Consider the following 12,608-nt stretch of genomic DNA (forward strand, 5'->3'; position numbering starts at 1 on the left):
TTTCTAGGATGGATAATTGGCGTTTTTATATTATTTCCTTTATTCGTGTTTTTTATATAATAAGATTACAGTAAGGAAAAATGATGGTAAAAAATATTACAATATTTTTTTTAATGGCATAGCTCCCATGAAGTTGTCGATACCTAAAGAGGATCCATACTATCTGTCAGAAGATAATGTTGGGTTTGATAGTTATCGGGCAGGAGCGAGCGCAATCGGGTTTAAAAGTCTAAATGGAAATATTATTTCGGTTAGATTTCGTGAGCCGACTATTAAAAAATACTTTATAGTAAGTGTTTATGATGTCAATGATCAATTGTATTTTCCTCTATCTGAATCGATGTATGGTAAAGAAATAACTGCATGGGTAAATCAGGATGATTTAAAAGATCCTAGCTACGGTACTAAAGAAAAGCCTATTCCTGTTTTTAATTTTAAAGGGATAGGTGAGCCAATTAGAACGTGGGGAGGAGACAAAACTGGTTCTAAAGTAGTCTATCAAAATCTTGAGCCCACCAATGAACAATACAAACACAATGTTCTAACCTATTTAACCTACATTATGCCAAAAGACGAATTTAAAAAGCGTTTTGAAAAAACAAATGAGTAAGCAAACTTTAGGATGGATAATCGGTGTATTTGTATTGTTTCCCTTATTTGTGGTTTTGTATAATAAAATTACGGTAAGAAAGAATAATGGCGCAAAATTCTTTTCAGCATATTACAAAAAAATAATTCCCGTTCAATTAAGTGTCCCAAAATTGAGAGGCGGATATTCTGATACTTTAAATGTTGAATTTGATCATTACAGGGTTGGGGCAAGTCCAATAGGATATAAAGGTTTAAGTGGCAATATAATTGGTGTCCCGTTTTTGGATTTGAATCAACATAAATTTTATAAAATAAGAATGTATGATATTGACAACCAAAAATATCATATTCTGTCAGATGTATTGGAAGGTCAGGGAATAACTGCATGGGTAAATCAGGACGATTTAAAAGATCCTAGCTACGGTACTAAAGAAAAGCCTATTCCTGTTTTTAATTTTAAAGGAATAGGTGAGCCAATCCGAATTACTTCTGAAAGCGAGGGATCAGTTAATGGATATGAAAGTTTAGAGCCCACCAATGAGCAATATAAACACAATGTTCTAACCTATTTAACCTACATTATGCCAAAAGACGAATTTAAAAAGCGTTTTGAAAAAACAAATGAGTAAGCAATTTCTAGGATGGATAATTGGCGTTTTTATATTATTTCCTTTATTCGTGTTTTTATATAATAAGATTACCGTAAGGAAAAATGATGGTAAAAAATATTACAATATTTTTTTTAATGGTATAGCTCCCATGAAGTTGTCGATACCTAAAGAGGATCCATACTATCTGTCAGAAGATAATGTTGGGTTTGATAGTTATCGGGCAGGAGCCAGCGCAATCGGGTTTAAAAGTCTAAATGGAAATATTATTTCGGTTAGATTTCGTGAGCCGACTATTAAAAAATACTTTATAGTAAGTGTTTATGATGTCAATGATCAATTGTATTTTCCTCTATCGGAATCGATGTATGGTAAAGAAATAACTGCATGGGTAAATCAGGACGATTTAAAAGATCCTAGCTATGGTACTAAAGAAAAGCCGATTCCTGTTTTTAATTTTAAAGGAATGGGTGAGCCAATCCGAATTACTTCTGAAAGTGAGGGGTCAGTTAATGGATATGAAAGTTTAGAGCCCACCAATGAACAATATAAACACAATGTTCTAACCTATTTAACCTACATCATGCCAAAAGACGAATTTAAAAAGCGTTTTGGAAAACAATAGCCATTTCCAGCTACCGCTAATTGTTTGCCCAATCTCACATCTCATGCCTAATATCTTACAACCCATCTTACCTCTCAAACAAAAAGCGTATTTTTGCAGCAAATGGGAACACTAGTAGATTCAGGTATAAAAGGTTATAAAAATTATGGGACGCACCTGCGCGAAAAATATAAAGGGCAGCGCGTGTTTAAAGTAATTGTAGATGGAGGTTTTACCTGCCCCAACCGCGATGGAAGCAAAGGTTATGGCGGCTGCACTTATTGCAATGTAGATTCTTTTACGCCTGAGCCATCACGTAAAAACCCGAATATTAAAGATCAGCTCGAAGAGGGCATGCTTCGTGCCAAAACTTCTTACAAAGCCGATAAGTATATTGTGTATTTCCAGCCCAATACCAATACTTATGCCCCTGCGCATTATTTAAAAATGATGTATGATGAGGCTTTATCTGTAAATACCGAAGATATTGTGGGTTTTGCTGTGGGTACCCGTCCAGATTGTATTGATGCCGAAAAAGTGGCTTTGCTGGAAAGTTATACCGATCGTTTTGACGTAGACCTGGAGATGGGGATGGAATCTATTTATGATGAAACCCTCGATCAGATTAACCGGGGCTGTAGTCATGGAGAGTTCGTGGCTGCCGTAGAACTTTTAAAAGACAGCAAACTCGATCTTTGCGTACATACCATTTTTGGCTTCCCCTGGGAAACCCGAGAGCAGATGCGCGGCTATATTCACGAAATTAACCGCTTCCCGCAGATCAAATTTGTGAAATTTCACCATTTACATGTGGTAGAAGGATCGATTATGGGGGCGAAATATAAAAAAGAACCATTTAAACTGTTTTCGTTAGAAGAATATACAGATCTGCTCTGCGAACTGATTCCGCTTTTGCGTCCGGATATTGTGATACAGCGTCTTTTTGGAATTTCCGACTGGGATTTACTAATTGCACCAAATTGGGGGCTTAATAAATCGGCAATTCAGACCTATATGGATAAAGAAATAGAAAAAAGAGGGGTGGTGCAGGGCTCTGAGTATTTTTAATGAAATATCAAATTTTAATATGATTTTTTGAAAAACCAGTGAAATTTCACTGGTTTTTCTATTTTAAGATAGTTTTTTAAGCTAATTTATTATAAATTTTAGGTAAAATGATATAAAATACAATTAATGGTGTGTTTTGTTTTTATTAAAAACTTGCATTAAAATCGGCTGTTTTTTTTGTTATTTTTATTTTTGAGGTTAATTTTTGCTTTGTTTTATAAAAATCACTGTTTTTTGTTAAAATATTTCAATTTAATAGTGTAAAAAATACATTATGTCGTATTTTTATAAAAATAAATAACCAAAAATCACATTATTTAAATAATATTAACAAATTAAACTAAAAACTATGAGTAAATTTTCCTTTAAACAGTTTGCGCCCTTCGCGATTTTAATGATCGTCGCGATTTTCGCTCTATTTATTCCACTTCTTCCAAATTTCGACGAGGGTAAATACAGTGCGCCTGATATTGCATTTATTTTAATCGCTGCAGCGCTTGTATTTTTAATGACTCCAGGTCTTGCTTTCTTTTATGGCGGTATGGTTCACCGTAAAAACGTACTGTCTACCATGATTAAAAGTGTGGTAGCAGCAGGAGTAATTACCGTTTTATGGACAGTTGTCGGTTTTAGTTTAGCTTTTGGTGATACCATAGGCGGTTTTATCGGAAACCCATCAACATTTCTATTTTTTAAAGGTGTAAATTCTGGTGCACCACATCTTCAGGGCGGTGCTGATTTAACCATTCCACTTTCTTTATTTGCTGTATTTCAGTTAATGTTTGCCATTATTACCCCAGGTTTAGTGGTAGGTGCTGTTGCAGAACGTATCCGTTTTACTTCTTATATCTTATTTATCGTTTTATTCGCCATTTTCGTTTACTCTCCATTAGCACACTGGACCTGGCATCCACAAGGTTTCCTGTTTAAAATGGGTGTTTTGGATTTTGCCGGTGGTACTGTAGTGCATATCTCTGCAGGTATGGCCGCTTTGGCTGGTGCACTGGTTTTAAAACGCAGAAAATCTCACTTAGAGCATAAAGAAGTTCCGCCTGCAAATATTCCTTACGTATTAATCGGTACAGGTTTATTATGGTTCGGTTGGTTCGGTTTTAACGCAGGTTCTGCATTAAGTGCCGGTAGTTTAGCTGTTTCTGCATTTTTAACTACTAATACTGCTGCGGGTGCTGCTGGTTTATCGTGGATGTTCTTCGATGTTGCAAGAGGTAAAAAACCTTCTGTTTTAGGTTTTTGTATCGGTGCAGTGGTAGGTTTGGTTGCCATTACGCCAGGTGCTGGTTTTGTAAGTATTTCATCAAGTATATTTATCGGTGCCATTGCCGCTGTTATTTCTAACCTTGTGGTTTCATGGAAACAAAAAACCAGCTTAGATGATACTTTAGATGTTTTTCCTTGCCATGGTGTGGGCGGTATTGTTGGGATGTTATTAACAGGTGTTTTTGCTACAAAAACGGTTAATGCTGCTGGTGCTGACGGATTATTTTATGGTAACCCTGCTTTCTTTATTACGCAGTTAAAAGGTGCGGTAATCGTAATTGCTTTCAGCTTTGTGGTATCGTTCATTATCTTTAAACTGGTCAACCTTATTAATCCGATCAGGGTTTCTGAAGAAGAAGAAGAATTAGGATTAGATGCTTCTCAACACGACGAGAAATACTCACAAGGTACCTTATTAGTTGAAGAAAGAGCGATCTATATCGAAAGAAACAGTCCCTTAACAGAACCAATTTCTTAAGGATTTTATAATATCTAAACTCAAATCAAGCTCAAACATGAAGAAATTTTTAACTGCTATTTGCGCAATGGCCAGCGCAAGCTGTGCCCTGGCGCAAGAAACCACCACATCACCACTTGAAATTTCAGGGTCGGTTGATACGTACTTTAAATATGATTTTGCGAAAAATCCATTGAACGGAAAAACGTCTTTTGTAACTGACCATAATTCGGTTTCGTTGGGTATGATTGATATTGCCTTGAAGAAAAAAACAGGCAAAGCCTCATTTGTAGGAGAGTTGTCTTTTGGTCCACGGGGACAATCGCAATCTATTCCTGATGCTGCGGCTGGCGGCTCATCGTTCAATATCCAGAATTTATATGTTAATTACGATTTTACTGATCAGTTTAGCATGACCGCTGGTTACATGGGTACTTTTGTCGGATATGAAGTTATTTCTCCGGTTGGAAATTTCAATTATTCAACTTCGTATTTATTTACAAATGGTCCGTTCCAAAATGCAGGTATTAAAGCTACTTATAAATTCAGCGATAAAGTAAGCTTAATGGCTGGTTTATTTAACGATTGGAATGTTTACAGTGCAACGCGTGGTGTATCGGCAATCGGCGGTCAGTTAATGGTTGCGCCTGTAGAAGGCTGGACGGCTTATATCAATGCCTTATCAGGTGCCGGTTATGGCGGTTACGGAACCATTATTGATTTAACTACTTCTTATCAGATTACAGAGAAATTTAAACTAGGTTTAAATGCCGCTAATTATGATATTAAAGATAGTTCGGTGCAGGGAAGTTATGCAGGGGCCGCGTTATATCCTCAGTATGCGGTGGCTGATGCGGTTACCATTGGTTTAAGGGGAGAGTATTTTAAAGCCAAAGCTTATGGCACTACCGCCGCCACTTCAACTACAGCGGTTACGCTTACTGCAAATGTGAAATCGGGTGGCTTAACTTTTATCCCTGAGGTAAGGTTAGATCATAACAGTGATAAACCTTTCTTTAACAAAAGCGGTGCGATAGCACCAAACGCCGGTCAGTTTTCTTTAGCCGCTGTTTACGCTTTTTAAGGAAGAAATTTTCAAATATTAAGCCGTTCCGGTGTAAAATCGGAACGGCTTTTTAGTATCTTTAAATATTTGGCAAGTACATTAATCCATTCTGATGAAATACATTATTCTTTTTCTTTTAGTTGCATTTTCCATTGATCTTTCGGCACAACAAAAACAGTTTTCTAAAGATGATAACGGTAAATTTATTTATTATAAAGTTGTCGATTCTCAATTGTTAAGTAAAGATACTTTATTGCAAAGGGCTAAATCTTTTGTTAATGTGGTTTATAAAAAATCGATGAAGGCAGAAAGTATTACCGATACTTCTATTTTGGCTAAAGGAACCATGGTGATTGATAAAACCATTTTGGTTGCCGGGCACCCAAGCGGAGAAATCAGCTACAATTTTGTGTTCGAAGCCCGTAATGGAAAATACAGGTTTTGGCTAACCGACTTTTTATACATTCCATACCAGCGCGACCGTTATGGCAATTTTGTTGCCACAACCAGGATTGGTACTCCTTTAGAACGAAATCCGGGTAAACTTAATGCTGGTGCCTGGAAAGATGTTGTCAACAGTGCCTATAATAAGATCGACAAATTTGGGGAAGACTTTAAAAAGTATTTAGCAACCAATAGGGTAGAGAAAGCTAAAAAAAAGACAGAAACCATTTCTACTAAAAAATGGTAACCAACTCATTTAAACTTGCCAAATAATTCTTCAACTTTCTGATACCGGAATTTAAAAATTTCATTGATCTTATTTTTAACGATCAGGGCGTTTGCAATTGGGCCAATTGGTCCCCAGCCAATGCTGTAATGTAAGGTATCGTGCATTAAAACACCTCCGTCTATTTTCTCGAAATGGTGCTGATGGTGCCAAAAAGCAAAAGGGCCAAAGCGCTGTTCGTCTATAAAATACTCTTGATCCTTAACATGGGTTATTTCGGTTACCCAACCTAACTTAATGCCAAAAAGGGGAGAAACTTTATAAGTAATAATTAAACCGGGATACATTTTGGTATTGGCCATATTTGGCGAAGTCACATCAAAAGTCATATCTTTTGGGGTAATTTCTGCCAGGTTTAAGGGCGAAGAAAAAAAATCCCATGCGGTATCTAAATCAATCGGGAGTTTTTGGGTAAACTCTAATCTGTATGTTTTCAAGCTCTTGTTTTAAAAAGATAACAGCAAAGATGAAGTTTTTGTTGAGAAAAATTGGAATTCTTGTTTTTCACCACAAAGTTCACAAAGATAAAGAGTAAATTTTATTCGTCATTGCTGAAGGCTTTTTCAGCCTACGAAGCAATCTTACAACTATGACTATGCCAACAAACATTAAAATATAACGAAAGCATTAGGATTGCTTCGTGCCTCGCAATGACGGATTCTATTGTGTAGAACAAAACTGACCTAAAACGATCTATCAAGCACATCGATTATCAACCTAATTCACAGATTTCTCGACTGCGTTTCACTACGCTTGGCAATTACGGCACTAAGCTTCGGACCTCCGACCCCCTTATTTCCGGACTAATCCCGTCATCCCTTTTCCATCCCACATCTTCCATCCTAATGCACCATCTTATCCGCACAGGTTGAGCTTGCAAATGCTTCCGGTTTTGCCTTAAAAATAAAACCCATGCTTAAAATATATCCCATGGCGTCGTTCAGTGCTTTGTTCGATTTAAATGACGGGTTGGTGTTGATATCGGCATGTACCTCGAGCGCAACATCATAAATATCAAGCAAATCGCAGATAGAATAAGCAGTTTCAATCGATTTTTGTACTTCCATCAACATTCTTTCCTTAATGCTTACCTGTTGCGTGCTTTTTTCCTGGTGGATGTACATAAAACCACCATGATGCTCTCTTAATAATACGATTACTGTTGCAAAATCGGTTATCGCTCCTTTAACCTGCGAGTCGGTACCGATACAAACTTTAAGTTTAAATCCCTTTTCACTTTCTCTGATAATTGCTTTTTCTACTTCTTCGAGGATGGAAGACTGAATAATTTCACCACTAAATTTTTTCCACGTCATACATTATGTGTTTTTGAGGTTAATAAATGGTAATCAGGTTTTTATAAAAATAAGCGCTATAAATTAAATATGTGTTAAGTGCAGGTTGTTTATTTGCTAACAAAAAGTTAGTTATCAACAAGTTAGTGATAATAGTTCGGATCAGTTTATAAATTATTGAAACAAATCATTTATCGGGTCGTTAAATATTAGTACATTCATTAAAAATTCTTAATTATGAGAGCAGAATTAATTCAAGAACTTCAATTATTACAAAATAGCAGAGCCAATAAATTTGCGGATGAACTGGCTGACAGGATTTTATCATCAGTTGATGCCGTTAATGAAAAAGTGCAATCTTCTATGTCTAAACGCGGCAATATGCTGATGCTGTTAGATAAGACATTAAATTTTTCTACAATACGCAAACTTAGAAACAGGTTTTTCAGACCTTAACGCAGAGCCTGGTTTTTGCCATAGAGAGAAATGATTACCTTTATGGCGGAATGATAGAAAATGCCTTAAAAAAATTAAATATTTCTGCACTTAACGAAATGCAGGAAGCTTCTTTACAAGCAGCTAAAACCGGTAAAGATTTAATATTGATTGCGCCAACGGGTTCGGGGAAAACGTTGGCCTTTTTATTGCCTTTACTTTCCAATTTAAAAAATGGGGTTAAGGGTGTTCAGGCTTTGGTTTTGGTGCCTTCCAGAGAGCTTGCCCTGCAAATTGAGCAGGTTTTTAAACAAATGGGTACTTCTTTTAAGGTAAATTGCTGTTATGGCGGTCATGCCGTAAGGATAGAAAAAAATAACCTTGCTCATCCGCCTGCTGTGCTGATTGGTACACCGGGTAGAATCGCCTATCATTTGGAACATCAGAATTTTGATGAATCTTTTATTGAAACATTGGTTTTAGATGAATTTGATAAGTCGTTAGAGTTTGGTTTTGAAAGTGATATGTCTTATATCATCGGTTCATTGCTTTCGCTAAAACAACGCATTCTTACTTCGGCAACCAAAATGGAAGAGATTCCTGCATTTGTGAAAATCAATAATCCGGTTGAAGTCGATTTTTCAAAAAATATTAAGGCTAAGCCAGATTTAAAACTAAAAAAAATAACGGCTCCTGCAGATGAAAAGCTTGATTATCTTTTCAGGCTGCTAAGTAAAATCGGCGATAAAAATACATTGGTTTTCTGTAACCACAGGGAAACCGTCGACCGCATTAGCGATCTTCTTTTTGAAAATGGTTTAGGGCATGATGTTTTTCATGGCGGCATGGAACAGTTCGACCGCGAAAAGGCTTTGTTAAAATTTAGGAACGGTAGTCACAGGATTTTAATTACAACCGATCTTGCCGCCCGTGGTTTGGATATTCCTGAGGTAGAGCATATTGTGCATTATCAGTTACCTTATACCGAAGATGCCTATATTCACCGTAATGGCCGTACCGCACGGATGCACGCCAAAGGAACGGCTTATGCCATTTTAACTACAGAAGAGAATTATAAATATTTGCCGGAAGATATTGAAGAAGAAGTTTTATCAGACAAATATAAACTGCCTGAGGCTAGCGATTGGGTAACTTTATACCTGGCCCATGGCAAAAAAGATAAAATTAACAAGATTGATATTGTGGGTTTATTTTTGCAAAAAGGTAACCTGGCAAAAGAAGATCTCGGATTGATTGAAGTTAAAGATACCACCAGTTATGTGGCCATTAAAAGAGGCAAAGTAGAAAAATTGTTAAAAGATTTAAGCGGCGAAAAAATTAAAGGGAAAAAACTTAAATTAGAAATAGCAAGTTAAAGAAGAGTTTGGAGTTGAGCGTTTGGAGTTGGGAGTTGAATCTGCGCTTTGCAACCTTAAAACCTTTAACAATTAAACTTTACAACATTCACTCATTCACTCATTCACTCTGTCATTCACTCACTCAATCATTCTGTCATTCAATCACTTAAATAAGCATGAGCAACAACGATATATTAAAAAAACTAAGAGTAGCCTTATCATTAAAAACAGAAGATATTATTACCATTTGTGATTTGGTGGGCTTTAAGGTAACCAAGGCAGAACTGGGCGACATTTTCAGGAATGAAGATCATGAGAATTTTAAACCTTGCGGCGATCAGATCCTCCGTAATTTCTTAAATGGTCTGGTAATTTATAAAAGAGGTCCGAGGGATGAGAAAAAGCAATAATTTATGCTTTTTATTATTTTTTATACTGATCACTTTCTCCTTTAACGCTCTCGCTCAGTCTCAGTTTAAAATAAGCGGCAAAGTAATCGATTCTTTAAAAAAGCCCGTTGAGGGCGTAAGTATCCGATTGATTACCGATAAAGATACCCTTCGTTCAAATGCTGATTCGAAAGGCAATTTTACATTCCTGAAAGTAAACCACAACAAATTCTACCTTAGCATTACAGCATTGGGTTATCAACCTTATGCCTCTGTTTACGAAATCGAACCTTCGAAAAAAGGCGTTGAGCTGGATCCGATTATGCTCAAATCTGAAAGCATCAAATTGGAAGATGTAGAGGTGAAAGTAAAAGTAGATCCAATTAAAATCAAAAAAGATACCATCGAGTACAATGCCGGGGCCTATACCATTAGGGAAAATGATAAGGTAGAAGACCTGTTAAAGCAATTGCAGGGCATCGAGGTTGATGAAAAAGGTGCTGTAACAGCAATGGGCAAAAAAATGACAAAGCTGCGGGTTAATGGTGAAGATTTTTTTACCAGTAACGTAGAAGATTACATCAGGCAGTTGCCGGCAGATATTATTGCCAAACTTCAGGTAATAGACGATTATGGCGATGAAGCTAATTTTACAGGGATAAAAACGGGTACACCACAAAAAATGCTGAATCTGGTTACTAAACCGGGCATGGATAAAGGCGTTTTTGGTGGAATGAACCTAAATTCGGCTACCAATAATGCGCATAATTTGGGTGTTAGTGGAAATATCTGGAAAAAAACAAAGCAGATCGGTTTTGGAGGTCGTTATGGTATTACCAATAATGAGTTTAACCAAATGAATAACGGAGGTTTAAGCGGTAACATCAGGGATAAAATTTCGAAAGAATTTAGCGTAAACGGGAGTTATAATTTTAGTAATGGTACCAACAAATCCATTCAGAGCAATTACCTCGAAACCTTTAATCCACAGGGTACCATTTATGATTTAAGGGAGAGTGCCAGTAATTCAAAATCTCTGAATAATAACATTAACCTTGGTTTAAACGGGGCTACCAAAAAGAATTATTTCAATGCTTCGTTGGCCGGCTCTTTGGCCGATACCCGGAATGATGCTTTTTCTACCTCCAATAAAACCGGATATATTAAACAGGATTTGAGCTCTAATTCAGGTTCGCGTAACAGCAATCCAAACCTTAATGGCAGTATCAACTGGTCGCGGAGGCTGGCCAATAACAAGCGCTCACTTTCCATGGGTTTTAATTTTGGAACCAGCGGCGGAAATACCAATAGTACCATTAATGATATTATCCGCTATTACAACGAAACCACCAATATACTGGTTAAAGATTCGCTCTTAAATCGTTTGGTAGAAAATAATACTTCAAGCGCTAATTTTGGCGGGAACATCCAGTTTTCAAATTCTTTGAAAAAAGCAAACGACAGTACCGGCTACAGTTTTATCAATTTATCTTACCGTTTTTCGGTAAGCAGGAGCCAGAACCTGCAAACCACCACCGTTACCAACCCGTTTGGGAACCGTTTTGTAGTCGATTCGCTTGGGCAGGATTATGTTTCCAATTTTATTAACCAGAACATCAGTATTGGTTATAACACCAACAGTAACCGGATCAGTTATAATTTTGGGCTTAATTTTTCACCCAGCATCATCACCGGTAAATATCAGAATACCGGACAGGAACTTAAAAATTATCAATTAAACTTTTCGCCATCGGCTAATTTAAGCTATCAGATTAAAGACAATGGAAATTTAAGCTTTGGATACAATGGTTACACCAACTCACCCGATTTTAACAAGCTGCAGCCAGTTAGGAACAATAATGATGTGCAAAACCTGATTATTGGTAACCCCGATCTGAAAGCAACATCGAGCCACACCGCCGATCTGAGTTATAACAGATTTGGGTTAAAATCCGGATTAAGTATTATGGCTGGTTTATCGGGTACTTTTGCCATTAACAGTGTGGTAAGCAATACGGTTTTTCTCAGAGATACGTTGAACAGTTTAAAACAGCAAACCACTTACGAAAATGTAAATGGTATTTATAACGTAGGTGGAAATTATTCGTTTAATAAAAGGATGCTTGATAATAAACTGTCGTTATCTGTAAATGGTAATATCGCTTACAGCCACAATGTTTTTTATACCGATAATGTATTGAACAGGAGTAGCGGTATTAACGTTTCAAATGCCTTCAGGTTTAACCTGAATGAGAAAAAATATTCTTTTAATACCAGTGCATCATACAGTTTCAGCTCCAATACCTATTCTGTAATGAACCAGAACATTAAAAATGTGCAGGTTTTGGCTTTAACCGGAAGTGCCAGCTGGATTCCAGGCAAACGTTTTCGGGTAAATGCCTCGGCCTCTAAAAGTTTAAATTTTGGTTATAGTTTATATGCCGGAAATCCCTTGCTGGTGAATATGGGATTAAATACCTCTTTTCTTAAGGGGAACAAACTGCTTTTCTCTGTTCAGGCCAACGATTTATTTAATCAGGGCGCACTTTTTAGCACGAGTATCAGCAATAACTCAATTTCTGAAAACAGAACGAGGTTTATCAGCCGCTTTGTGCAAGCTACCCTGAGCTATAATTTAAGCCAGTTTGGAAATAGAAAAAGTAAAACGAATGGTAACTTTAATGGCGACGAATAAAATAATTAAGCCCAAATTATTTAGTTTAGCGTTT

Annotated in this window: 13 protein-coding genes; 11 read left to right on the forward strand and 2 right to left on the reverse strand. The window is 36.7% G+C overall.

Translation table 11 applies throughout. From position 1 onward, the window contains the following. Positions 1-16: 16 nt before the first annotated feature. The 7 genes from ABD769_RS19790 (at position 17) to ABD769_RS19820 (ending at position 6,363) form a co-directional block, all read left to right on the forward strand. Complete coding sequence (locus tag ABD769_RS19790; RefSeq protein WP_486357901.1) at positions 17-610, forward strand: DUF8188 family protein; 594 nt, start codon at positions 17-19, stop codon at positions 608-610. Beyond that, positions 603-1,220 (forward strand): DUF8188 family protein, encoded by a 618-nt coding sequence (locus ABD769_RS19795; RefSeq protein ID WP_344853089.1) that lies wholly within the window; start codon positions 603-605, stop codon positions 1,218-1,220. Before ABD769_RS19790 ends, ABD769_RS19795 begins: the two co-directional genes overlap by 8 nt. Beyond that, entirely contained in the window at positions 1,213-1,824 is a 612-nt protein-coding gene (locus ABD769_RS19800; RefSeq protein WP_344853090.1) for a DUF8188 family protein, read from the forward strand. Before ABD769_RS19795 ends, ABD769_RS19800 begins: the two co-directional genes overlap by 8 nt. Positions 1,825-1,926: 102 nt before the next feature. Continuing rightward, positions 1,927-2,871, forward strand: coding sequence for a tRNA modification radical SAM protein MnmL/YtqA (gene mnmL, locus ABD769_RS19805; protein ID WP_344853091.1), 945 nt, complete (start codon positions 1,927-1,929; stop codon positions 2,869-2,871). A 349-nt stretch (positions 2,872-3,220) separates the two neighbouring features. Then, on the forward strand, positions 3,221-4,627 hold the full coding sequence (locus tag ABD769_RS19810) for an ammonium transporter (protein ID WP_344853092.1): 1,407 nt from the start codon (positions 3,221-3,223) through the stop codon (positions 4,625-4,627). Between the two features lie 37 nt (positions 4,628-4,664). Next, a complete protein-coding gene (locus tag ABD769_RS19815) occupies positions 4,665-5,690 on the forward strand; it encodes a porin (RefSeq protein ID WP_344853093.1) in 1,026 nt (341 codons plus the stop codon). A gap of 94 nt (positions 5,691-5,784) precedes the next feature. Continuing rightward, a complete protein-coding gene (locus ABD769_RS19820; protein WP_344853094.1) occupies positions 5,785-6,363 on the forward strand; it encodes a DUF4468 domain-containing protein in 579 nt (192 codons plus the stop codon). 5 nt (positions 6,364-6,368) lie between these two features. Here the strand turns inward: ABD769_RS19820 and ABD769_RS19825 are convergent, their stop codons facing one another. Together ABD769_RS19825 and ABD769_RS19830 are read right to left on the reverse strand one after the other, a co-directional pair. Next, a complete protein-coding gene (locus ABD769_RS19825; RefSeq protein ID WP_344853095.1) occupies positions 6,369-6,839 on the reverse strand; it encodes an SRPBCC family protein in 471 nt (156 codons plus the stop codon). Between the two features lie 405 nt (positions 6,840-7,244). After that, positions 7,245-7,718, reverse strand: a complete 474-nt coding sequence (locus tag ABD769_RS19830) for a ribonuclease H-like YkuK family protein (RefSeq protein WP_344853096.1) — start codon at positions 7,716-7,718, stop codon at positions 7,245-7,247. Positions 7,719-7,934: 216 nt separating this feature from the next. On the opposite strand from ABD769_RS19830, the gene ABD769_RS19835 reads away from it, so the two are divergent. The 4 genes from ABD769_RS19835 to ABD769_RS19850 all read left to right on the forward strand — a co-directional run bounded on the left by ABD769_RS19835 (position 7,935) and on the right by ABD769_RS19850 (position 12,574). Then, positions 7,935-8,153, forward strand: coding sequence for a hypothetical protein (locus ABD769_RS19835; protein ID WP_344853097.1), 219 nt, complete (start codon positions 7,935-7,937; stop codon positions 8,151-8,153). A 50-nt stretch (positions 8,154-8,203) separates the two neighbouring features. Continuing rightward, positions 8,204-9,508, forward strand: coding sequence for a DEAD/DEAH box helicase (locus tag ABD769_RS19840; protein ID WP_344853098.1), 1,305 nt, complete (start codon positions 8,204-8,206; stop codon positions 9,506-9,508). Positions 9,509-9,666: 158 nt separating this feature from the next. Next, entirely contained in the window at positions 9,667-9,900 is a 234-nt protein-coding gene (locus ABD769_RS19845) for a DUF1456 family protein (RefSeq protein ID WP_029274124.1), read from the forward strand. Then, positions 9,884-12,574 (forward strand): outer membrane beta-barrel protein, encoded by a 2,691-nt coding sequence (locus ABD769_RS19850; protein WP_344853100.1) that lies wholly within the window; start codon positions 9,884-9,886, stop codon positions 12,572-12,574. Before ABD769_RS19845 ends, ABD769_RS19850 begins: the two co-directional genes overlap by 17 nt. Positions 12,575-12,608 lie beyond the last annotated feature (34 nt).

Origin of the sequence: Pedobacter jeongneungensis, from assembly GCF_039538295.1 — a bacterium.
In the GTDB taxonomy this organism is placed as follows: domain Bacteria; phylum Bacteroidota; class Bacteroidia; order Sphingobacteriales; family Sphingobacteriaceae; genus Pedobacter; species Pedobacter jeongneungensis.